This is a genomic window from Microbacterium sp. SD291, assembly GCF_017355365.1.
Lineage (GTDB): Bacteria > Actinomycetota > Actinomycetes > Actinomycetales > Microbacteriaceae > Microbacterium.
The window spans coordinates 62,107-84,632 of the sequence record NZ_JADIJR010000010.1 but is presented as its reverse complement, the minus strand read 5'-3'; the positions used below and the strand labels follow the sequence as shown (position 1 = coordinate 84,632).

Here is a 22,526-nt window from a genome sequence, read left to right as displayed (position 1 = left end):
CCCGCACTCAGGCCGGCGCGTGCGCCTCCAGGAACTCGTAGACATCGGTGGTGTCCACGCCGGGGAACGCGCCGGTGGGGAGCGTCGCGAGCAGCGTGCGCGGCGTCTTCACATTCGGCCAGGAGTTCTCGCGCCAGCGCTCCTCGAGCTCGGCCGGGGCGCGACGGCAGCACACCTCGACCGAGTGCTTGGAGACTCCGCGATGCGGGGTGTCCCTGCCGACGAACCACTTGGTGTCGTCGAAGCGCACGCCGACGCTCACCGAGTGCAGCCCCTCGCTGGACGCCTCGACGCGCGCGGTGCACCAGTAGGTGCCGTTGCCGGTATCGGTGTACTGGTAGTACGGGTTGAACCGGTCGTCCTCGTCGAACACGACGCGGCTCGTCCACCTGCGGCAGCACATCTGCCCTTCGATCGCGCCGAGCCGATCGGTCGGGAAGTTCACGTCGTCGTTCTCGTACGCCTTGGTGATCGTGCCCGATTCGTGCACCTTCAGGAAGTGCACCGGGATGTCGAGGTGCCTGGTCGCCAGGTTCGTGAAGCGGTGCGCGGCGGTCTCGTACGACACCGAGTACGCGTCGCGGAGGTCTTCGATCGAGATCGCCTTGCGGGACTTCGCCTCAGCGAGCATCGGCACCACGTGGCCCTCGGGCATCAGCAGAGCACCGGTCAGGTAGTTGGTCTCGACGCGCTGGCGGAGGAACTCGGCGTAGCTGCGCGGCTCTGCGTGACCGAGCATCCGCGAGGAGAGCGCCTGCAGCACCGCGGTGCGCGCATCACCCTTCGCCTGCACCTGGCCGGAGAGATAGAGCCGGCCGTTCGCGAGGTCGGCCACGCTGCGCGTGGTCTGCGGCAGGTCGGCGGCGTAGTGCAGGGTGAAGCCGAGATAGGCGGCGATCTCGGATGCCGAGCGCTGGGTGAGCGGCCCGCCGGAGTGCCGGACGGCGGTGAGGATCTCGGATGCCTTCGCCTCGAGGTCGGCGAAATGGTTGTCCTGCCGGCGCATGAGGTGGCGGAGCTCGACGTTGGCGCGCCTCGCCTCCTCCGGCGTCGCCGCGCGCTCGTCCTTGAGCCGGTCGATCTCGCCGTGGAGCGCGAGAAGTGCTCTCAGGGCATCCGTCGGCACGCTCTTGGCGATTCGGAAGGGCTCGATGCCCAGCGCCTGGAACGTCTGCCCCCTCATCGCCCGCTCCAGCGCGATCTCGATCGCGCTGCGCTCGTCGAGCGGCTCGCCCTCCAGCAGCGCGTCGATGGTCACGCCCAGCGCACGCGCGATCGCCTGCAGCTGCGTGAGCTTCGGCTCGCGCTTGCCCGTCTCGATCATCGACATCTGGCTCGGCGCCCTGCCGACCGCGGCCGCGAGGTCGTCGAGGGTCATTCCGCGTGCGGTGCGGAGCTGCCGGACACGGCGACCGATCGTGAGGGCGTCGGCGTCTTCTGCGGCGGCTGAGGTGTCCATGGGAGCGATTCTGTCACAGAAACAGAATTACGACCAATCTTCACAGCTGATTTGGTCCGTCGGGTCTGCGAACTTCACCCACAGTGGAAACAAGCCACCCGGCACCGCCGAACCCCCAGCCGCGACCAGCACAACCCGCCGATCCGACGCCTCCGACTTCACCTGCAAAGGACTTCAGATCATGAGCACTCCCACCACCACCGCACCGATCCAGACCACCCAGCAGGGTCCGGCGATCACGGTCACCGGCCCCATCCGCGAGCGCTACGAGGAGATCCTCACCCCCGAGGCGGTCGCCTTCCTCACCGAGCTGCACCACCGCTTCGCCTCCCGCCGCCACGACCGGCTCGCCGACCGCATGCGCCGCCGCTTCGAGATCGGCAACGGGCACGACCCGCGGTTCCGTGACGACACCGCGCACATCCGCGAAGACCGCGACTGGCGCGTCGCCGGCGCAGGTCCCGGCCTCGAGGACCGCCGTGTCGAGATCACCGGGCCCACCGATCCGAAGATGACCATCAACGCCCTGAACTCCGGCGCGAAGGTCTGGCTCGCCGACCAGGAGGACGCCACCAGCCCCACCTGGACGAACGTGATCGAAGGGCAGCTCGCCCTGCGCGACGCCATCCGCGGCGACCTCACCCACACCTCTGCCGAAGGCAAGGAATACCGCGTCACCGCCGAGCAGACGCCCACGATCGTGATGCGTCCGCGCGGCTGGCACCTCACCGAGAAGCACGTCGAGTTCACCGACCGGTCCGGCCGGCGGATGTCGGCATCCGGCTCACTGGTCGACTTCGGCCTCTACTTCCTGCACAACGCGCAGGCGCTCATCGAGGCGGGTCGCGGCCCGTACTTCTACATCGCCAAGCTCGAGTCGAGCGAGGAGGCGAGGCTGTGGGACGACATCTTCAGCTTCAGCGAGGAGTACGTAGGCATCCCGCACGGCACGATCCGCGCGACCGTGCTCATCGAGACGCTCCCGGCCGCCTTCGAGATGGACGAGATCCTGTACGAGCTGCGCGACCACTGTGCAGGGCTCAACGCCGGACGCTGGGACTACATCTTCTCGATCATCAAGAACTACCGCGGCCGCGGTGCCCGCTTCGTCCTGCCCGACCGCAGCGAGGTCACCATGACGGTGCCGTTCATGCGGGCGTACACCGACCTGCTCGTGCAGACCTGCCACAAGCGGGGCGCCTACGCGATCGGCGGCATGAGCGCGTTCATCCCGAACCGCCGCGACCCCGAGGTGACAGCCCGCGCGATCGAGCGGGTCTCCGCCGACAAGAAGCGCGAGGCCGGCGACGGCTTCGACGGCACCTGGGTGGCGCACCCCGACCTGATCCCGACCGCCCAGGCCGAGTTCGACGCCGTGCTCGGTGACAGGCCGAACCAGGTCGACCGCCAGCGCTCCGACGTGCACGTGACGGCATCCGATCTTCTCGACCTGCACATCGGGCGCCCGATCACCGCACAGGGCGTGCGCGACAACGTGTCGGTCGCGATCCGCTACCTGGAGGCGTGGCTGCGGGGGCTCGGCGCCGTGGCGATCGACAACCTCATGGAGGATGCCGCGACGGCCGAGATCAGCCGCTCGCAGGTGTGGCAGTGGATCCACCAGGACCGCAGCACCGAGGACGGCACCCCGATCACCGCCGAGTACGTCGAGGGCCTGATCCGGGAGACGGTCGCCCAGGCGACCCGGTCCGCCGGAGACCGCTTCGAGGACGCCGCGGCGATCTTCCGCGAGGTGGCCCTGCAGGAGGAGTTCCCGGCCTTCCTCACCCTCGGCGCCTACTCGCGATACCTCACCGAGACCGACTGACCGCTCCCCCACCCACGAAGGACCTGACATGACCCAGTACCAGAAAGACATCGACGCGATCCAGTCGCTGAAGGATGCGAACGGCTCCAGCTGGCACGCCATCGACCCCGAGTCAGCCGCCCGGATGCGGGCGCAGAACCGGTTCCGCACCGGACTCGAGATCGCGCAGTACACGGCCGACATCATGCGTCGCGACATGGACGAGTACGACGCGGATTCGTCGCTCTACACCCAGTCGCTCGGCGTCTGGCACGGCTTCATCGGGCAGCAGAAGCTCATCTCGATCAAGAAGCACCTGAAGACGACGAACAAGCGCTACCTCTACCTCTCCGGCTGGATGGTCGCTGCTCTGCGGTCCGAGTTCGGTCCGCTCCCCGACCAGTCGATGCACGAGAAGACCGCGGTGCCGGCGCTGATCGAGGAGCTGTACACGTTCCTCCGCCAGGCCGACGCCCGCGAGCTCGATCTGCTCTTCACCCAGCTGGACGCGGCACGCGCCGGCGGCGACGAGACCGCGGTCGAGTTCATCCAGTCGCAGATCGACAGCTTCGAGACCCATGTCGTCCCGATCATCGCCGACATCGACGCCGGATTCGGCAACCCCGAGGCGACGTACCTGCTCGCCAAGAAGATGATCGAGGCCGGCGCCTGCGCCATCCAGATCGAGAATCAGGTCTCGGACGAGAAGCAGTGCGGCCACCAGGACGGCAAGGTCACCGTGCCGCACGAGGACTTCGTCGCGAAGATCAACGCGGTCCGCTACGCGTTCCTCGAGCTGGGTATCGACAACGGCATCATCGTGGCCCGCACCGACTCGCTCGGCGCAGGACTCACGCAGAAGCTCGCCGTCACGAACGAGCCAGGCGACCTCGGCGATCGCTACAACTCCTTCCTCGACGTCGAGGAGATCTCGGAGGCGGAGCTCGGCAACGGCGACGTGGTGATCAAGCGCGACGGCAGACTGCTGCGCCCGAAGCGCCTGGCCAGCAACCTGTACCAGTTCCGCCCCGGCACCGGCGAGGAGCGCGTCGTGCTCGACTGCATCACCTCACTGCGCAACGGCGCGGACCTGCTCTGGATCGAGACGGAGAAGCCTCACGTGGAGCAGATCGCCGGCATGGTCGACGCGATCCGCGAGGAGATCCCGAACGCGAAGCTCGTCTACAACAACAGCCCGTCGTTCAACTGGACGCTGAGCTTCCGGCAGCAGGCGTACGACCTGCTCGCGGAGCAGGGCGAGGACGTCTCGGCGTACGACCGCAACGCCCTCATGAGCGTCGACTACGACGACACGGAGCTGGCGCGGCTGGCCGACGAGAAGATCCGCACGTTCCAGCGCGACGGTGCCGCCCGCGCCGGGATCTTCCACCACCTCATCACCCTCCCGACCTACCACACGGCGGCGCTGTCGACGGATGATCTGGCCAAGGGCTACTTCGGCGACGAGGGCATGCTGGCCTACGTCAGGGGCGTCCAGCGCCGCGAGATCCGCGGCGGGATCGCCACGGTCAAGCACCAGAACATGGCAGGCTCCGACCTCGGCGACAACCACAAGGAGTACTTCGCCGGCGATGCCGCACTCAAGGCCGGAGGTCAGCACAACACGATGAACCAGTTCAGCTGACCCGGTTCCGGCGGCACACGTCGGAGCTCGGGCGGATGCCCCCTCGCCGCGATCCGGTGAGGGGGCATCGTCGTGCCTGATCGGCGGTCGCTCCGGGCTGTGGAGAACTCCCGCGCCGCCCGCGCCTTCGCGGCTACGCTCGCGGGCATGCCGACTCCTCACCCTCCGCACTCCCCGAACGGGATGCGGCTGCCCTCCCCGAACGGGATGCGGCTGCGCCGCGGTCTCTCGATCGCGATGAGCGCGGCGATGATCGCGCTCTGCCTGCTCGTGCTGGCGGTCCTGATCCTGGAGCCGCACATCAGCTCCGACGGGCTGGAGCCGCAGGCGGCGCTGCTGCGGCTGTACGAGAAGACCTGGCAGAGCTGGGGCATCCCGCCCCTGGTCTCCCTGGCGCTCCTGCTCGGACTCCCCCGTCGCGGCGAGCTGCCCGCGCTGCCGTGGGTGCTCGGCCTCGTCGCGCTCGGCCTCGTGATCCTCTGCGTGATGATGCCCCCTGTCATGGGCGAGCCGGCACTCTTCCCCGCGTCGTAACCTGATCTCATGAGCGACGTCTGGGCCGGCATCGCCGGCGAGTTCCTGCACCTCTATCCGCGCGGCGGCAGGATCCTGGCTGTCGCCGGCGCGGATGCCGGGCGCTCGGGCGTCGCGGCCGACCACCTGGAGGCGGCGCTCCTGGCCGCAGGGCAGACGGTCGAGCGGTTCGCGGCGAGCGACGCAGGCGAGCACGCGCTGCGCTCCGACGTCGTCGGGCCGTTCCGCGAGGACCCGAAGCGCGAGCGGGTGCTGCTGGTGTCGGGACCCGCCACGCTGCTCGGCGATCGGGCCAGGGGAATGTGGCACTTCACGCTCTGGCAGCTCGCCGGAGAGGAGCCGCCGTACACGGTGGCTGACGCGATGGTCGACGTCACCGACCCCGAGCATCCGGTCCGGCGCCTCGCCGACTACTGCGCGTGCGACGTGGAATGACCCCGCCGGTCCGCCCGGCGCCGTGTCAGCGGAACGACGCAGCGACCGAGTTGCGGTGGTAGTCGAACACGATGCTGGTGCGGGTCGATGCGACGCTCGCCTGCGCGGAGAGGTGCTCCAGGACGAACTCGCGCATCTCCGATGAGTCCGCGACCGCGATGTGCAGCAGGAAGTCGTCGTCGCCGCCGAGGAAGAACACCTGGATCACCTGGGGCAGCACGCGCACGCGGTCGGCGAACTCGACGATGCTCTCCCTTCGGCCGCTCGGCCGGAGTGTCACCCCGATGACCGCCTGAAGGCCGGCGCCCAGCATCCGCTCGTCGACGCTCGCGTGGAATCCCGTGATCACCCCGCGCTCGACCAGCGAGCGCAGGCGCGCATGCGCGGTCGACGGAGCGACGCCGAGATGGCCGGCGAGTTCGGCGTTCGTCATCCGGCCGTCAGCGCTGAGCAGGCGCACGATCTTCGCGTCGATGGGGTCGAGCGCGGGGGCCCGAAGGGTGTTCGGCAAAGGGCCGTTGGAGTGCACTTCCATACGAATCATTATTCAGGATTTTCCGCCATCACGAATGTTCTTCGTCGAATCTGTTCCCGAACCGATGTTTCTGCGATCCTGATCTCCGCCCGCGTACTCAGCACGACTAGGAGGATCAATGAAGATCGGTGTGCCCACAGAGGTAAAGAACAACGAGAACCGCGTCGCTCTCACGCCCGCCGGCGCCGACCGGCTGGTCGGCGAGGGCCACCGCGTGCTCGTGCAGTCCGGAGCCGGAGCAGGCTCGGGCATCTCCGACGAGGCCTACCGCCTCGCCGGTGCGGAGATCGTCGCCACCGCGGCCGAGGCCTGGAGCTCTGCCGAGCTGCTGATCAAGGTCAAGGAGCCGATCGCGCAGGAGTACGACTTCCTCCGGCCGGACCTCACGCTCTTCACCTACCTGCATCTGGCCGCCGACCGGTCGCTCACGTCCGCGCTCGTCGAGTCAGGCACCACCGCGGTCGCATACGAGACCGTGCAGCTCCCCGACCGCAGCCTGCCGCTGCTCGTGCCGATGAGCGAGATCGCCGGTCGTCTCTCTGTGACGATGGGCTCGTACTCGCTCATGCGCTCGGCAGGAGGGCGCGGGATGCTGCTGGGCGGCATCGCCGGCACGCCGCGGGCGAAGACCGTCGTGATCGGCGGCGGCGTCGCGGGCGAGCACGCGGCCGCCAACGCCCTGGGGCTCGGCTCGAAGGTCACCGTCATCGACATCTCGCTGCCGCGTCTGCGCGAGCTCGAGCACCGCTACGGCGGGGCGCTGGAGACCCGGGCCTCCAGCCGCTACGACATCGCCGAGGAGCTCGCGACCGCCGACCTGGTGATCGGCTCTGTGCTGATCCCCGGGGCCGCCGCGCCCAAGCTCGTCACCGACGCGATGGTCGCCTCGATGAAGCCCGGGTCGGTGCTCGTGGACATCGCGATCGACCAGGGCGGATGCTTCGAGGGCTCCCGCCCCACCACGCACGACGAGCCCACCTTCGCGGTGCACGACTCGATCTACTACTGCGTCGCGAACATGCCAGGCGCGGTGCCTGTGACCGCGACGCGCGCGCTGACGAACGCGACGCTGCCGTACGTGTCGGCGATCGCCGGGAAGGGCTGGGATCGCGCCGCATCCGACGACGCCGCGCTGGCCGGCGGGCTGAACGTCCGGGACGGCCGCATCGTGCTGGATGCCGTCGCGCGCGCGCACGGCCTCGTCCCGGCCTGATCCGCCCCACAGCCCGCGAGACTTCACATATGTACTCGGAATCGCCCGATTCCGTGACATATGTGAAGTCTCGCGGGCTGGGGGGACGAGTACGCTTCTACCGTGACCGAACGCGCTCCTCTCTCCCGTAAGCTCTCCGCCATCGCCGAATCGGCGACCCTCAAGGTCGATGCCAAGGCCAAGGCGCTCAAGGCCGAAGGCAAGCCCGTCATCTCGTATGCCGCGGGCGAGCCGGACTTCGCGACGCCGCAGTTCATCGTGGATGCCGCCGCCGCGGCTCTCGCGGACCCGGCGAGCTACCGATATACGCCTGCCCCCGGTCTGCCCGCCCTCCGCGAGGCGATCGCGGCCAAGACGCTGCGCGACTCCGGTCTCGAGGTCTCCCCCAGTCAGGTCATCGTCACCAACGGCGGCAAGCAGTCCGTCTATCAGGCCTTCCAGGCGGTGGTGAACCCGGGTGACGAGGTGCTGCTGCCGGCTCCGTACTGGACCACCTACCCCGAGGCGATCCGTCTCGCCGACGGCACCCCCGTCGAGGTGTTCGCCGGAGCCGACCAGGACTACAAGGTGACGGTCGAGCAGCTCGAGGCCGCCCGCACCGAGCGCACCACCGTGCTCGTGTTCGTGTCGCCGTCGAACCCGACCGGCTCCGTCTACACCGCCGAGGAGACCGCAGCCATCGGCGGATGGGCGCTCGAGCACGGCATCTGGATCATCTCAGACGAGATCTACCAGAACCTCACCTACGAGGGCGTCAAGGCGACGTCGATCGTCGAGGCGGTGCCCGAGGTCGCCGGCCAGACGATCCTCGTCAACGGCGTCGCGAAGACCTATGCCATGACCGGCTGGCGGGTGGGCTGGATGGTCGGACCGGCCGACGCCATCAAGATCGCGGGCAACCTGCAGTCGCACCTGTCGAGCAACGTGAACAACGTCGCCCAGAAGGCTGCGATCGCCGCCCTCAACGGCCCGCAGACAGAGGCGGAGCAGTTCCGCGAGGCGTTCGACCGCCGCCGCAAGCTGGTCGTCGCCGAGCTCTCGAAGATCGACGGGATGCGCGTGCCGAACCCGCTCGGCGCGTTCTACGTCTACCCCGACGTGCAGGGCCTGCTCGGGCGCACCTGGGGCGGCGTCACCCCGACCACCTCGCTCGAGCTCGCCGACCTCATCCTCGACCAGGCCGAGGTCGCGGTCGTCCCCGGTGAGGCCTTCGGCCCGTCCGGCTACATCCGCATGTCGTACGCGCTGGGCGACGACCAGCTGCTCGAGGGCGTGCAGCGACTGCAGCGACTGTTCGCCTGAGCCTCAGCCCGAACACCGACGCCCCACCCGACCGTCCATGCCCATCGGGCGGACGTCAGCCGGGTGGGGCGTCGTCGTGCATGCGGGACGTCACCGCGCGATCACGCGCCGTCGGGTCACGGCTCGCCCTCGAACCCGATGAGCCAGCGGATGCCGTAGCGATCCGCCAGCGTGCCGTCGAAGTCGCCCCACGGGCGCCTCTGCAGCGGATCGATCACCCGCCCGCCTTCGGCGAGCCGGTCGAACCACGCGGTCAGAGTCGTGGCGTCCGCCGAGCCGAGCAGCGACAGGAACATCCCGCTCATCTGCACGGCGTCGTCATCCGCGCCGGCATCCGCCCCCGCGAGCTCCACTGCTCCCGCAATCTGGCCGTGCGCGATCGCGTCGCCCGGACCGTCGTGCCGCCCCGCCGTCGCGTAGTCGAGCGTCTGCAGCTCGCCGCCGAACACGTCGCGGTAGAAGGCCAGCGCCTCGGCCGCGTTGCCGGGGAACAGCAGGTACGGGATCAGTCCGCTCATGCCGCGAGCGTACCCCCGCCGGGCCGGGCGAGGGCACCGCACTCGCCAGGGAGCGGAACGGCCGCCGCCTCCGGGGAGGCGACGGCCGTGCGGCCGGGTGCCGGGATCAGCTCATCGGGATGGCCGCGTACAGCACCCAGGTCAGCAGGAAGCCGGCGATGCCGAGGATCGTGGTCAGCGGCGTCCACGTGCGCAGACCGTCCTTGACCGAGAGGCCGAGGTAGCGCGTGACGACCCAGAACCCGGAGTCGTTCACGTGGCTGAGCCCGAGGCCGCCGTAGCCGATCGCGACGGCGAGCAGCGCGGTGTGCGTGACGTCCAGCCCGAGCACCGAGACCGCCGGCAGCAGGAGACCTGCGGTCGTCGCGATGGCCACTGTCGCCGATCCCTGCGCCGCGCGCATGATGAGCGAGATCAGGAAGGCCGCCAGCAGGAGGGGCATGCCGCTCGAGGCGAGCACGTTCGCGACGGCGCCGCCGATTCCGGTCTCGGTGAGGACACGGCCGAACGCGCCGCCGGCACCGGTGACGAGGATGATCACCGCGGCGGCCGGCAGCGCCGACTCCATGACCTCGCCGAGCTTCGCGGCCGACCACCCGCGGCGGACGCCGAGGAAGTACATCGCCGCGGCGATCGCGACCATCAGCGCGAAGATCGGCTGACCGATCATCGTGAGCAGTCCGCGCCAGAACGAACCGGCCTCGAAGGCGGGCGCGACGGCAGTGCCGAGCATGATCAGCACGAGCGGCAGCAGGATCAGCGAGAGCACGAGTCCTGCCCCCGGCGCCTTCTCGCCGGCGCGGAGCCCGGCGTTGGCCGAGGCCTCGTCCCTGCCGAAGTTCTCGAACATCTCCTTGGTGGCCTCGATCATCGCGAACTCGCGACGGTTGATCCACTTCGCGACGATGTACGACAGCACGCCCAGCGGGATCGAGATCAGCAGCGAGTAGATCGTCACCCAGCCGATGTCGGCGCCGAGGATCGTCGAGCCGCCGACGATGCCGGGGTGCGGCGGAACCGCGACGTGGACGGCGAGCATGATGCCGGCGACCGGGAGGCCGAACTTGATCGGGCTGAGGCCGGCGACCTTCGAGAAGGCGAACACGATCGGCACCAGGATGATGAATCCGGCATCGAAGAACACCGGGATCGCCAGGATGCCGGCGGCGATGACCAGCGCGATGCCGACGCGCTTCGGGCCGAGCCAGCCGGTGAACCGGCCGGCGAGCGACTCGGCGCCGCCGGAGAGCTCGATGATCTTGCCGAGCATGGAGCCCAGCGCCACGAGTACGGCCACGGAGCCGAGCGTGCCGCCGACGCCGGCGATGATCGCCTGGATGACGCCGAGCTTCTCTGGGGTGTCGCCGTCGGCGGGGATGGTCGTCATCGGCAGGCCGGCGGCGAGGCCGACGATGATCGAGACCAGGATGAGGGCGAAGAACGCCTGCATCTTGAATCGGATGATCAGCAGCAGAAGCAGGCCGAGGCCCGCCAGTCCGATCAGGATCAGGACAGGAAGAGGAAGCATCTCTGGGTTCTCTTTCTCAGTTGGGGCGCGACGTCGCGCTCAGGACAGTCGTTCAGGTGCGACGACTCGGATGACCGCGGAGTCGTCCAGGGCACCGAGGCCCTGGGCTTCGCCGAGGAGGAACAGCTGCTCGGCGGCAGCGGCGACGGGGGTGGCCAGGTGCGCCTTGCGCGCGGCGTCGCCGACGATGCCGAGGTCCTTGACGAAGATGTCCAGGCGGCTGAGCACCTCGGCGCCGTCCTCGTCGTAGGCCTGCAGCGAGCGCGGTCCGCGGTTGGCCAGCATGAAGGAGTTCGCGGCTCCCGCGGTGAGCGCTCCGAGCGTCTTCTCGCGATCGAGGCCGAGCGCGTCGGCAAGGGCGAGGGCCTCGGCGGCTGCGGCGATGTGCACGCCGCACAGCAGCTGGTTGACCGTCTTCAGCGCCTGGCCGTCGCCCGGCCTGTCGCCGACGATCGACAGGGTGGACGCGAGCTGCTCGAGCACCGGACGCGCGGTCTCGAGAGCCTCGGGCGTCGCGCCGACCACGATGAGCAGGTCGCCCTCGCCCGCGCGGACCGGTCCGCCGGACAGCGGGGCGTCGACGAGCTCGGCACCGTGCTCGGCGAGCCGTGCGGCGATCTCGCCGATGCCGTCCGTGCCGACGGTGCTGGTGAGGATGACGACGGCGCCGTCGGAGAGGTGCGCGGCCAGGCCGGTCTCCCCGAACAGCAGATCGTGCAGCTGCGCGCCGGTGCGGACGGCGACGAGCACGGCATCCGCCCCGCTCACGGCGGCGGCGGCGCTGGTCGCCGCAGTCACGTCCTTCTCGGCGGCGAGCGCGACGCGCTCTGCGGCGATGTCGAAGCCGCGCACGTCGAAGCGCTCGGCGAGCCGGGTGGCCATCGGGAGCCCCATGGCTCCGAGGCCGATGACAGCGACAGTGGATGTCATGATGATCCTTGCTTTCAGGGGGTCGGTCGGGGTCGTGGGTTCAGCGGCCGTCGGCGAGCGTCGCGACGACCTTGACGAGGGAGTCCGCGTCGCCGACGTTGCCCGCGAACACGACGTACGGGATGCCGACGGCGGGGCCGGTCTGCGGCTGCCAGAGAGACACCAGTCCGGGGAGCATCGGGCCGAGCACAGTGGCACGGCGGATCTCGAGCGCCTCGCTCGCGACATCGCTCGAGGTGATGCCGCCCTTGGCGATGACGAAGCGCGGCGGGGCGATCGCGAGCACGCGCCGCACGAGCTCGACGACGCCGCTGGAGACGCGGCGGGCGATGTCGAGGCTCTCGTCGCCGTCGGCGCCGGTCACGAGCTCGCGGGTGGTGTGCACGATCACGCTCCCGTCGGCGAGGGCATCGGCCGCCGCCCGCGCCTGGGCGTCGAGGTGCGCCTCCCGGCCGGGGCCGATGAGGCTGCGGACGTCGAGCTCGATCGTCTTCGTCTCGGGCCTCGCGAGCTTCAGCGCGTCGAGCTGCGCGGTGGTCAGCGGCACGTGGCTGCCGACGACGACGAGGCCGCCGCGATCGTGGGCGAACGGGATGTCGGCGGCGCGCACCGGCTCGGCGATCTCCTGGCCGATGTGGGCGCGGACGTAGGGCGGCCCGACGCGCAGCAGCACGTCGAGATCCCGCATCCGGTGCAGCGCGAGTGCGACGACGCGCATGTCCGATTCCTCGACGACGTCGACCGCGACGACGGTTCCGGCCTCGAGAGAGCGCAGGGCGGCCTCGACGGCGTCGACACCTGATCGGATGATGTCGATCGTGAGCCCGAAGACGCAGGATGCGACGATGCGGCCGGCGGTCTTCTCTGCGACCCATTCGCGCAGGTCCGAGGAGGAGTACCCGAACGTGGCGTCCGCAGCGAAGGGCGTCTCGCCGACCGGCGTCGCCTCGTCGCCCGTGACCCAGTAGTGCACGGAGTCGACCGTGATGCGCCCGGCGTCGGGGAAGGCCGGCACGAGGAGGGTCAGCGCAGGAGCCGGTCCCCCGTGCGCGGCGATCTCGGCGGCGAGGACATCCGTCTCCAGCGGGAAGTGGCCGCGCAGGGTGGAATCGCCTCGGGACACGAAGGTCACGTGCTTGCCTGCGGCCTCCGCGGATTCGAGCGCGACCGCGACGATCTCGCGGTTGCGGCGCGCGGCGCCGTCCTCGTCGAGCGACCGGGTGTTCGTGAGCACGTAGACCGCGGGGGCACCGGTGGCGAGCGCTCCGTCGAGGTCATCCCGCTCCCAGCGGGTCAGCACCGGGAGGTTCGCGACCGACTGCGTCCCGGTGGGGTCGTCGTCGAGGACGACGAGCACGCTGTCCGGGGCGATCTGCGCGCGCACCTGGGCTGCGGAGATGTCCAGCGGCTCGGCCAGAGGGGCGAGCAGTGCGTCGATGTGCACTCGAACTCCTTCGTTCACTGATGTCTGCGGCGGATCCCAAGGAGCGAAATCCGATATCAGATATCGATGCTACCAGCAGATCTCACTCCTGGGCAAGGAGGTGTTCTCAGCGACCGTGGACGAAGCGGCGGAGGTCGTCGTAGGTCTGGCGCATGTGGCTCACCATCGCCTCACGAGAGGCCTCAGCAGAACCGGTGCGGAGCGCCTCGAGAACCCCGGTGTGCTCGACGATCGCGTTCTCGCGGATCTCCGGCACCGAGCTCGTCTCGTTGCGCGTCTCCTGCAGGATCGAGGTCAGCGGGCGCATCGATGCCACCAGGATGCGATTGTCCGCCGCGCGGATGATGACGTCGTGGAAAGCCAGATCCGCTTCCACGAAGGCGGGCACGTCTGTCGCCGCATGCGCACGGCGCATCCGCTCGATCAGGTCGTCGAGCTCACCCAGATCGGCCTCGCTGCGCCTCGTCGCCGCGAGCTCGGCGGCGCCCGTCTCGAACATCACTCGCATCTCGAGCAGCTCGAGGGAGGATCGCTCGCGTGCGCCCTCGCTCCGCGCGTGCCGCACGACGGCCTCGAGCCCCGTCCATTCGTCTGTGGGCGCGATCCGGTGCCTCGTGCCGGGCACCGCGACGATCACGCCCTGCGCCTGGAGCAGCTTGACGCCCTCGCGCATCGTCAGGCGCGATACGCCGAACTCGTCCGCCAGCTCGCCCTCGGGAGGAAGCTGCTCTCCCGCCGTGAGCCGTCCGGCGATGATCGCGTCGAGCAGTCCGTCGACGACGGCCTGCGTGCGCGACACCCGATCAGAGGCCACTACAGCTCCACGCCGACCAGCACGGGCTCCGGCTGGAGCACCAGGCCGAATTCCGCATGCACCCGGCTCTGGATGAAGCGCGCGAGCTGCGAGACCTCGGCGGCGGTCGCACCGCCCCGGTTCGTGAGCGCGAGCGCGTGCTTGGTGGAGACGGAGGCCCGCGACGTCGGCAGCTTGAAACCCTTGCGGATGCCGGCCTGCTCGATCAGCCAGGCGGCGCTCACCTTGACGTCGGGCTTCTCCGCGTGCGGCTGCGGGACGAGTCCGTCGTATGAGGCGAGCGGGATCACCGTGACCGCGTCGAGATCCGGCGCGACGGGCCACCGCGGGCACTCCGGCGGGAGCGCGCGCGCCACGGACTCCGGCACGATCGCGTTCTGGAAGAACGAGCCGACGCCATGCGTGTCCGGGTCGTTCTCATCGAGCAGCATCCCCTTCGAGGCGCGGGTGGCGAGGATCCTCTCGCGGACCCAGCCGAGGGGCACCGGCGCCTCGGAGTCGAGACCGAGCGCCCGGCGCAGCTGCTCGCCGCGCACGACCCGCTCCCCCGCGATCGCGAGATCGACGGTGATCGACAGGATGACGGCTCGCCGCTGCGGCTCGCTGCCGTAGTGGTGCTTCAAGACCGAGGTGCGGAACCCGAGGCCGAGATCCGCCGCCGAGACGACCGACACCTCGCCGGTCGACGCGTCGATCAGGTCGACCTCGACCAGGGTCTCCTGGATCTCCTGGCCGTAGGCGCCGATGTTCTGCACCGGAGCCGCGCCCACCGTGCCGGGGATGCCGCTCATCGCCTCGAGGCCGGCGTAGCCGTGGCCGACCGCGTACGCCACGAACGCGTCCCAGGAGTGCCCCGCCTGCGCACGCAGGCGGATGCGGCCCTGGTGCGGCGAGGGGAGCTCCTCGATGCCCCGCGAGAGCACCCGCACGACGGTGCCGTCGAACTCCTCGTCGCCCACGAAGAGATTGGAGCCGCCGCCGAGCACGAACCACTCCTCGCCGCGCCCCCACACCTCGCGCAGGGTGTCGATCAGCTCGGCGGTCGTCGACGCGTCCAGCATCCGCCCGGGAGCGGCGCCGGTGCGGAGGGTGGTCAGCTCCGACAGGCGGATCGGCTCGATCTCCCGCATGTCAGACCGCGACGCGCAACTGCGCCTTGACCAGCACCGTCGCCTCGGCGAAGGTCACCTTGAGGTCGATCCGGGCCGCGATGTCGTCCACGGCGGCGACCGTCGCGAGGACGTGCACGTCGGCGCCGTCGACCGCGTCGACGACGACCGGCTTGGTGAACCGCACCCCGTAGTCGAGGATCCTGGCCCCGGGCTCGAGAGCAGCGACGACCACGGAGGAGGCGAGGCCCATCGTGAGCATCCCGTGCGCGAGCACTCCGGGCAGGCCGACGGATGCCGCGATGTCGTCGCGATAGTGGATGGGGTTGAAGTCCCCGGATGCTCCCGCGTAGCGCACGAGCGACTCGCGGGTGAGGTGCACGGTGCGCTCCGCGATGACGTCTCCGACTGCGTAGCCCATCAGGCCGCTCCTTCCTCGCCTGCGCGCGCTTCGTCGGCGCGCTCGTCGCCCGCACCGACCAGCAGCACGCTGGTGGCGGTCACGACGTGAGCGCCGTCCGCATCAGTGATCGACGCCTCGCTGGTGATCATCGCGTTGCCGCCCATCATGCGGATGCCGGTGACCTTCAGTCGCGCGGTGAGCTCGTCGCCGGCGACGATCGGGCGCGAGTAGGCGAACCTCTGCTCGGCGTGGATCGTGCGCGCGAGCACGATGCCGGAGTCGGGCTCGCTCAGCAGCTGCTGGAGCGTGAGGTCCTGGATGACCATCGCGAAGGTCGGCGGCGCCGAGACATCGGCGAAGCCGGCGGCGCGCGCGGCCTCCACGTCGGTGTGCTGCGGGGCGTCGGCGAAGACGGCGCGAGCGAATTCGCGCACCTTCTCCCGGCCGACGAGGTACGGGGGCGTCGGCGGGAACTCCCGGCCGACCAGATCTTGGTTCACTGCCACCCCACGATCCTACCGAGGGGTGGCAGCGGGAGTCTGCGTCCGTGGATGCCGCTCACGCCGCTCGGGCCGATATCGCCGACCCGAGCAGGACCATGCGCATGCTGCGCTCCGCGGCATCCCGCAGCAGCTCCTCCCCCTGCTCGACGGCCTGCTCCAGCGGCATCGGCACCGTCAGGATCGACGCGATCGCGTCGATGCCGATGTCGTGCACGGCCGGCGCTCCCCTGCCGAGGGAGCCGGCGATGCCGAGCACGGGCACGCCTGCGATGCGGGCGCGCATCGCGATCTCGGCCGGCACCTTGCCGCGCGGGGTCTGGAAGTCGATCGCTCCCTCGGCGGTGATGACCAGGTCGGCCGACATCATCAGCTCGTCGAGGTCGTCCGGCAGCAGATCACCGTCGAGCAGCACCTCGAAGCGAGGGGCGAGGCGAGCCCCGAGCACCGCGGCGAGCCCTGCACCGAGACCGCCGGACGCCCCGGTGCCGCCGCCGGTGCGCACGTCCATCTCCCCGCCGAACGGACTCTGCTCCTCGAGGAGCGCGGCCCACGCGTCGAGTCCGGTCGCGAGCTGCTCGACCTGCGCGGGGGTCGCTCCCTTCTGCGGTCCGAACACGCGTGCGACGCCGTTCGGACCGCACAGCACGTTGTGGATGTTGCAGGCGAGGACGATCTCGACCTCGCCGAGTCGCGGATGCAGGCCGGACAGGTCGAGCTGCGTCGCCTCGGCGAGATGACGGCCGCCGCGGCCGAGAGGTCTCCCGCCCCGGTCGAGCACCCGCGCCCCGAGCGCCACGAGCGCTCCGGCGCCGCCGTCGCTGGTGCCGGAGTCGCCGCATCCGACGACGATGCGCTCGGCCCCGGCGTCCAGCGCCGCGGCGATCAGCTCTCCGACGCCGTACGTGGTGGTCTCGCCGGGGTCCCGGCGATCCCGCGGCACCAGGCGGAGGCCGGCGGCCGCGGCCATCTCCACCACGGCGGTCCCGGCCGCCCGGCCGCCGAGCCGCGCCCAGTGCGCGTCGACGGGCTCGCCGACGGGGCCGGTGACCCGCACGGGGACGAGTTCGCCGCCCGTGGCTGCGGCGAGCGCGGACGCGGTGCCCTCCCCGCCGTCCGGCACCGGGTACTCGTCGACCTGCACGCCGGGGATGACGCGGCGGACGCCGGCCGCGATGGCGCGGGCGACCGCCTCGGCGCTGAGGCTCTCCTTGAATCCGCTCGGTGCGACCAGGATCCGCTGCGGGGTGTGAATGGACATGGTTCTTCCTCCTTCTGCACCCGGATGCGGGCGCGACGAGTACCGCTGCACCGGCGGCGCAGGCGGAGAGAGCGGTGGCGAGGGCGCCTCAGCGCAGCAGCGGCATACCCATCGACGGCCAGATCCAGAGCGCGAACACGGAGACGAGGACGAACATCGCGGGCGCCAGGAGCGCGGAGAGGCGACGCAGATCGCGCGATTCGAACCCGATGCGCACGACATCCGGATCCGCGAACATCGCGACCGGCTTCGCGGAGCTCGGCAGCGTGTGGCAGAACCCGGCCGCCGCCGTCGAGGCGAATGCCGCGGCCGCGGGATCCACGCCGAGCGCGGGTGCGACGGCGATCACGACGGGGATGAGCGCCGCCGATCGCGCCGAGCGCGAGGGGATCAGCAGGTGCGCAGCGATCGACACCGCGATCACCGCGATCACGAAGGCAATCGCCCCCGATTCGCCGAGACCGCCGAGCGGGGCCAGCAGCGCAGCGCTGAGCCAGGTCGCCGCGCCGGTCGAGGTGAGCGCCGACGCCATCGCCAGGGTCGCGGCCAGGAACAGCAGCAGCGACCAGGGCACCCGCTTGACCGCCGCGGGGAACGTCGTGCATCCGATGCCGGGGGTCACCGCGGCGACCGCGCCGATGAGGGCGACCAGCGCCGGCGGCAGCTGATGGAGGGGCTCGGTGCTCCAGAGCACGATGACGGCGCCGAGCAGCACGACGGCGCGGCGCTCGAGCGGAGACAGCGGCCCCGTCACGGTCGTCGAGGTCGCCCTCGCCACGGCCGCCGGCGGCACCCGGAGCGCGGTGGCCCGGTCGCTTGCGGCGAGGAATCGCCACAGGATGATCTCGCACGCCAGGTGCGAGGACACGATCGCCAGCGGAAGGCCGAGCCACAGCCAGCCGAGGAACGAGAAGCCCCGCTCCCCCGCGGCCTCGAGCAGCTGCACGGTGATGATGTGCGCGCCGGCCCCGAGCAGGGAGCCGACTGCGGAGAGCAGCACGACGGTCGGCATCAGCAGCGCCAGTGCGCGCACGACTCGTTCGCGTCCGGGCAGGACCGCCCCGACGGCGTCGTGCACCGGCACGGCGAGGGCGGCCCGGCCCGACGTCGCCGGCACGGCGAACGCGGTGAGCGTGAGAGCGACCGTGGTGAGGTGGAACAGGCTTCGGGGACCGCGGGCGAACCGCAGCAGCTGGACGGCGCCGCGGAGGGCGAGGCCGGAGGAGGACACCGCGGCGGCGATCACGAACGCACCGATCAGCAGCCAGATCGTCTCGTCGCCGAGGGTCGCGAAGAACTCGGCGGCCGGGAGCACGCCGGTCATGATCAGCGCGAGCACGGCGAGAAAGGCGACGAGGGTGTCGTCCAGCCGGGTCGACGTCCACGCCCACACACTGAGCAGGAACACGGTGATCGTGAGCGCGATCGGGACGGTGATGCCGCCGGGCGAGCCGCCGATCGCCGGATGCGCCGCGAACGCCAGCACGATGCCTCCGACGAGGATCGCGGCGACGACGACGATGCTGAGCATCCGCCCCCGCCCGGCGGGAAGCACTGCGCCGACCGGGCGGGGCGCGTCCGCGGGTCTCCCGGCGACGGCAGGCCGCTGGGAGAGGAGGTCTCGCGAGGCCGCGCGCGCCGCAGCGGTGCGTCGCGGCGGAACCGTCGCGAAGGCCGTGCGCGTGATGACCGGGAGCGGAGCGGTGTCTGCGATGTCGTTCATCGGAATCGGTATCCTGCCCCGCGGACGGTCTCGATGCGTTCCGCGCCGATCTTGCTGCGCAGCGCCCGCACGTACACGTCGACGACATTGGATGCGGGGTCGAAGTCCATCCCCCAGACGTGCCCGATCAGCTGATCCCTGGAGAGCACCTGACCCGTGTTCTGCATGAACACCTCGAGCAGGGAGAACTCCCGCGAGGTGAGCTCCCGGACGTCGCCTGCGACCGTGACGCTGCGTGCCCGCACGTCGACGTGGATGTCGCCGTGCGAGAGCACCGGCCCTGTCGCCCGCCCCTCGCCGTCCCCGATGCGCAGCCGCACCCTGGCGATGAGCTCCGCGAACTGGAACGGCTTGGTCACGTAGTCGTTCGCGCCGCCCTCGAGCCCGCGGACGGTGTCGATCACCGAGTCGCGTGCGGTCAGGATGATGACCGGAGTGGATGCTCCCTCCCCGCGCAGGTTCGCGAGGACGTCGAACCCGTCCATGCCGCCGAGTCCGATGTCCAGCAGCACCAGGTCGAACATGCCGCTGCGCGCCATCAGCAGTGCTGTCGGGCCGTCGGCCGCCTCGGCCGTCTCGTAGCCGGCGGCGCGCAGGCCGCGGCGAACGAACGAGGTGATGTGCGGATCGTCTTCCGCGATCAGGATGCTGCGCATCAGGCGCTCCTCTCCTCGTCCGCACCGGAAGGCGCGGGGATGTCGATGCCGAACGTCGCGCCCTCGCCGATCACGCTGTCGACCCAGGCGGAGCCGCCGTGGCCGTCGGTGATCGCGCGCACGATCGCGAGCCCGAGGCCCGAGCCGCGGCGGGCGCCGACGCTGTCGCCGCGGGTGAAGCGCTCGAAGATCCGCTCCGCGTCCGCCGCTGCCACGCCGGGCCCGGTGTCCTGCACCCAGAGCCGCAGCCGGCGCTCGTCCCCTTCGCCCTCGAACCGCGAGCCGATGCGGATGCGGTCGCCGTCCTCCGTGACCTGCACGGCGTTCGCCGCGAGCTGCAGCACCGCCTGGGTGATGCGCTGCGGGTCGAGGGGCGCACTGCCCTCCGCGACCTCCATCAGCTGCCAGTTCCGGTCGCCGAGCGCCTGTGCCTTCGCCTCGATGTCGAGCGTGAGCGACGCCGCGTCGCAGCGCGCCGCGCGCACGAAGTCGGGCTGCTCGGCACGTGCGAGCACGAGCAGGTCGGTGACGATGCGGCTCATCCTGTCGAGTTCGCCGCTGACGAGGCGGATGGTCGCCGCGCGCTCCTCCGGGTCGTCGCTGAGCAGCTCCAGGTGCCCGCGCACGATCGTGATCGGGGTGCGCAGCTCGTGCCCGGCGTCGTCGACGAATCGCTGCTGCGTCGCATGCACTGTCTCGAGCCGGTCGAGCATCTGGTTGAAGGTCGTCGCCACCGCGGCGATGTCGTCGCTGCCGTCCACCGGCACCCGGGCGGTGAGGTCCCGCTCGCCGATGTCCCTGGCGACCCGGTACACCTCGCGCACGGGGGCGAGGATCTGACCGGCCACGAGCCAGGCGATGCCGGAGCTGAGCAGCACACCCAGCAGCGCGACCCACGCGATGGTGCCGAACGTCGCATCCACCTGGGCGCGGGCCTGCTGCGTGTACTGCACGATGAGCACCGCGCCCTCGTGGCCGCCTGCCACGAAATCCATGCGCCCCCAGCGCACCGGGCCCTGCTCGCCGGTCGTCAGCTCGCCCGCGGTCGCCGTGGAGCGCAGCATCCGCTCGATCAGGACGCCGCCGCCGGGGATGCCGTCGAACGCCGGCGCGGCGACCCCACCCGGCAGCCCGTTCAGCACCGACACGACCTCGCCGTCGGCCACGCCGACCACGACCTCGCCGGCGTGCGCCGACTGGCGTGCGAAGTACTCGTCCAGAAGCTCCTCGAGCGTGGTGTGGCCGCTGGTCGTGGCGTCCTCGGCGAAGCGGACGAACTCGGCCGCCTCCTGCTCGATCTGTTCGTTGGCGTTCTGCTCGACGCCCGCGAGGAAGATGCTGCGGCCGATCATCCCGACCGCGAGCAGCGTGATCAGGGAGCTCAGGATGATCCAGAGCGTGATCCGCCAGCGAGCGGGCAGGGTGCGAGCGCGCAGGGTGCGCAGCGGCGCGCCCTGCTCCTGCTTCCTGCGCGGCGGCGCTTCGGGTGCGGCGACCTCGATGACCTCCGTGGTGGCGTCAGTCATCATCGCCGCCGTCATCGTCGTCATCGCCCGCCGGCGGCGGCACCGGGGCCGGGGCCGGGGCGGGAGCGGGAGACGGGACGACCTCCGTCGGAGCGGCCGGCGTCGGCGTCGGCGTCGGCGTCGAGAGCTGCACGGTCACGGGGGTCGCGGGGAGGTTCGGCGCCGGCGGCGTCTGAGCCAGCGCCACGCTCCCCACAGCGAAGATCACCGGAATGGCGATCAGTGCGCCGGGGATCAGGATGCGTCGGGGGCTGGTCATGACTCCATCGTGCCGTGCCTTGATGATGAGCGCATGAGGCGCGGATGAAGGTCTCTTCATCTTCGGCGATCCGAGCGCCTGGACTGCCGAGAGCGCCGGAAGCGCCGCTCAGTCCCGCCGGCGACCGCGGAACGCCTTCATCGCCATCTGCACCGCGATCACGACGAGGTATGCCGCGAAGAGCATGTTCCCGGCGGCCGGGTCGATGAGCGTCGCCAGCCACGCGCCGAGCGCCGTCGTGGTGCAGGCGGCCAGGCCGATCATGGTCGCCGCGACCAGGTCGACGTTGCGGGTGCGGATGTTGCCGATGGTGCCGGACAGTGCGGTGGGGATCATCATCAGCAGCGACGTGCCCTTTGCGACGAGGTCGCTCGTGCCGAACGCCAGCATCAGCACAGGCACGACGATCACGCCGCCGCCCACTCCGATGAGACCGGCGAGGACGCCGGTGGCCACGCCGACGACCACGAGGGCGAGACCGCTGAGCAGGTTCAGCTCGAACGGGGCGTCCCGTGAGGGGATCACCAGGAAGAGGCTGACGATGACCAGGCCGAGGAACCCGACGAACCCCCAGCGCAGGGCGGTCTGCGAGATCCTCGGCAGCAGCCGCGTGCCGATCTGCGCACCCACCACCGAGCCGGCAGCGAGGATGAGCGCGGGGATCCAGGCGACGGAGTCGTGCACGGCGTACGAGATGACTCCGACCGTCGCCGTCGGCACGATCGCCGCCAGCGAGGTGCCGGCGGACAGCCGCTGGTCGAAATGCAGCAGCAGCACGAGCAGCGGGACGATCACCGTGCCGCCGCCGACGCCGAAGAGGCCGGAGAGGATGCCGGCGAGGAGGCCGATCCCGATGAATGCCGTGTACGCCCGAGGCCCTCGGTTCAGGGTCTCGGCGGTGCTCACCGGATCAGCCTACTCGCCG

At 70.6% G+C, this 22,526-nt stretch carries 22 protein-coding genes; 6 read left to right on the top strand and 16 right to left on the bottom strand.

The genetic code is table 11. The features are described from left to right. Window positions 1-7: 7 nt before the first annotated feature. Window positions 8-1,459 (bottom strand): helix-turn-helix domain-containing protein, encoded by a 1,452-nt coding sequence (locus IPV10_RS07895; RefSeq protein ID WP_207482518.1) that lies wholly within the window; start codon window positions 1,457-1,459, stop codon window positions 8-10. A gap of 181 nt (window positions 1,460-1,640) precedes the next feature. Between IPV10_RS07895 and aceB the strand changes: the two genes are divergently transcribed. The 4 genes from aceB (at window position 1,641) to IPV10_RS07875 (ending at window position 5,880) form a co-directional block, all read left to right on the top strand. Then, window positions 1,641-3,287, top strand: a complete 1,647-nt coding sequence (gene aceB, locus IPV10_RS07890; protein ID WP_207482516.1) for a malate synthase A — start codon at window positions 1,641-1,643, stop codon at window positions 3,285-3,287. A gap of 28 nt (window positions 3,288-3,315) precedes the next feature. Next, the gene (locus IPV10_RS07885) at window positions 3,316-4,911 is read left to right on the top strand and encodes an isocitrate lyase (RefSeq protein ID WP_207482514.1); all 1,596 of its coding nucleotides are present in this window, start codon (window positions 3,316-3,318) and stop codon (window positions 4,909-4,911) included. A 147-nt stretch (window positions 4,912-5,058) separates the two neighbouring features. After that, window positions 5,059-5,445, top strand: coding sequence for a hypothetical protein (locus IPV10_RS07880; protein WP_207482512.1), 387 nt, complete (start codon window positions 5,059-5,061; stop codon window positions 5,443-5,445). 9 nt (window positions 5,446-5,454) lie between these two features. After that, window positions 5,455-5,880: a hypothetical protein gene (locus tag IPV10_RS07875; RefSeq protein ID WP_207482509.1), complete on the top strand. Its 426-nt coding sequence runs from the start codon at window positions 5,455-5,457 to the stop codon at window positions 5,878-5,880. Window positions 5,881-5,905: 25 nt separating this feature from the next. On the opposite strand, the gene IPV10_RS07870 is transcribed toward IPV10_RS07875, so the two are convergent. Beyond that, on the bottom strand, window positions 5,906-6,424 hold the full coding sequence (locus tag IPV10_RS07870; RefSeq protein ID WP_207482507.1) for an Lrp/AsnC family transcriptional regulator: 519 nt from the start codon (window positions 6,422-6,424) through the stop codon (window positions 5,906-5,908). 109 nt (window positions 6,425-6,533) lie between these two features. Here IPV10_RS07870 and ald point away from each other — a divergent pair, with 109 nt between their 5' ends. Together ald and IPV10_RS07860 are read left to right on the top strand one after the other, a co-directional pair. Beyond that, complete coding sequence (ald, locus tag IPV10_RS07865; RefSeq protein ID WP_207482505.1) at window positions 6,534-7,628, top strand: alanine dehydrogenase; 1,095 nt, start codon at window positions 6,534-6,536, stop codon at window positions 7,626-7,628. A 102-nt stretch (window positions 7,629-7,730) separates the two neighbouring features. After that, the gene (locus IPV10_RS07860; RefSeq protein WP_207482503.1) at window positions 7,731-8,930 is read left to right on the top strand and encodes a pyridoxal phosphate-dependent aminotransferase; all 1,200 of its coding nucleotides are present in this window, start codon (window positions 7,731-7,733) and stop codon (window positions 8,928-8,930) included. Between the two features lie 116 nt (window positions 8,931-9,046). Here IPV10_RS07860 and IPV10_RS07855 read toward each other — a convergent pair whose 3' ends face one another. The 14 genes from IPV10_RS07855 to IPV10_RS07790 all read right to left on the bottom strand — a co-directional run bounded on the left by IPV10_RS07855 (window position 9,047) and on the right by IPV10_RS07790 (window position 22,507). Next, window positions 9,047-9,448, bottom strand: coding sequence for a glyoxalase/bleomycin resistance/extradiol dioxygenase family protein (locus IPV10_RS07855; protein ID WP_207482501.1), 402 nt, complete (start codon window positions 9,446-9,448; stop codon window positions 9,047-9,049). Between the two features lie 106 nt (window positions 9,449-9,554). Next, window positions 9,555-10,976 carry a GntP family transporter gene (locus IPV10_RS07850; RefSeq protein ID WP_207482499.1) on the bottom strand — a complete coding sequence of 474 codons (1,422 nt, stop codon included), beginning with the start codon at window positions 10,974-10,976 and terminating at the stop codon, window positions 9,555-9,557. A gap of 39 nt (window positions 10,977-11,015) precedes the next feature. Then, window positions 11,016-11,906: an NAD(P)-dependent oxidoreductase gene (locus IPV10_RS07845; protein ID WP_207482497.1), complete on the bottom strand. Its 891-nt coding sequence runs from the start codon at window positions 11,904-11,906 to the stop codon at window positions 11,016-11,018. A 40-nt stretch (window positions 11,907-11,946) separates the two neighbouring features. After that, window positions 11,947-13,350 (bottom strand): four-carbon acid sugar kinase family protein, encoded by a 1,404-nt coding sequence (locus IPV10_RS07840; protein ID WP_207482495.1) that lies wholly within the window; start codon window positions 13,348-13,350, stop codon window positions 11,947-11,949. A gap of 106 nt (window positions 13,351-13,456) precedes the next feature. After that, the gene (locus IPV10_RS17310; protein ID WP_207482493.1) at window positions 13,457-14,164 is read right to left on the bottom strand and encodes a FadR/GntR family transcriptional regulator; all 708 of its coding nucleotides are present in this window, start codon (window positions 14,162-14,164) and stop codon (window positions 13,457-13,459) included. Further along, a complete protein-coding gene (locus IPV10_RS07830) occupies window positions 14,164-15,294 on the bottom strand; it encodes a UDP-N-acetylmuramate dehydrogenase (RefSeq protein ID WP_207482491.1) in 1,131 nt (376 codons plus the stop codon). The genes IPV10_RS17310 and IPV10_RS07830 overlap by 1 nt, the downstream gene beginning before the upstream one ends. 1 nt (window position 15,295) lies before the next feature. Continuing rightward, window positions 15,296-15,694: a MaoC/PaaZ C-terminal domain-containing protein gene (locus tag IPV10_RS07825; protein WP_207482489.1), complete on the bottom strand. Its 399-nt coding sequence runs from the start codon at window positions 15,692-15,694 to the stop codon at window positions 15,296-15,298. Next, on the bottom strand, window positions 15,694-16,182 hold the full coding sequence (locus IPV10_RS07820; RefSeq protein ID WP_207482487.1) for a MaoC family dehydratase N-terminal domain-containing protein: 489 nt from the start codon (window positions 16,180-16,182) through the stop codon (window positions 15,694-15,696). Before IPV10_RS07820 ends, IPV10_RS07825 begins: the two co-directional genes overlap by 1 nt. A 52-nt stretch (window positions 16,183-16,234) precedes the next feature. After that, window positions 16,235-17,437, bottom strand: a complete 1,203-nt coding sequence (locus IPV10_RS07815) for a glycerate kinase (RefSeq protein WP_207482485.1) — start codon at window positions 17,435-17,437, stop codon at window positions 16,235-16,237. A gap of 88 nt (window positions 17,438-17,525) precedes the next feature. Next, window positions 17,526-19,160 carry an SLC13 family permease gene (locus IPV10_RS07810; protein WP_207482483.1) on the bottom strand — a complete coding sequence of 545 codons (1,635 nt, stop codon included), beginning with the start codon at window positions 19,158-19,160 and terminating at the stop codon, window positions 17,526-17,528. Further along, complete coding sequence (locus IPV10_RS07805; protein ID WP_207482482.1) at window positions 19,157-19,816, bottom strand: response regulator transcription factor; 660 nt, start codon at window positions 19,814-19,816, stop codon at window positions 19,157-19,159. Before IPV10_RS07805 ends, IPV10_RS07810 begins: the two co-directional genes overlap by 4 nt. Beyond that, complete coding sequence (locus IPV10_RS07800) at window positions 19,816-21,342, bottom strand: ATP-binding protein (protein ID WP_207482480.1); 1,527 nt, start codon at window positions 21,340-21,342, stop codon at window positions 19,816-19,818. The genes IPV10_RS07805 and IPV10_RS07800 overlap by 1 nt, the downstream gene beginning before the upstream one ends. Then, the gene (locus tag IPV10_RS07795) at window positions 21,335-21,601 is read right to left on the bottom strand and encodes a hypothetical protein (RefSeq protein ID WP_207482478.1); all 267 of its coding nucleotides are present in this window, start codon (window positions 21,599-21,601) and stop codon (window positions 21,335-21,337) included. The genes IPV10_RS07800 and IPV10_RS07795 overlap by 8 nt, the downstream gene beginning before the upstream one ends. A 108-nt stretch (window positions 21,602-21,709) precedes the next feature. Continuing rightward, the gene (locus IPV10_RS07790; RefSeq protein WP_207482476.1) at window positions 21,710-22,507 is read right to left on the bottom strand and encodes a sulfite exporter TauE/SafE family protein; all 798 of its coding nucleotides are present in this window, start codon (window positions 22,505-22,507) and stop codon (window positions 21,710-21,712) included. Window positions 22,508-22,526 lie beyond the last annotated feature (19 nt).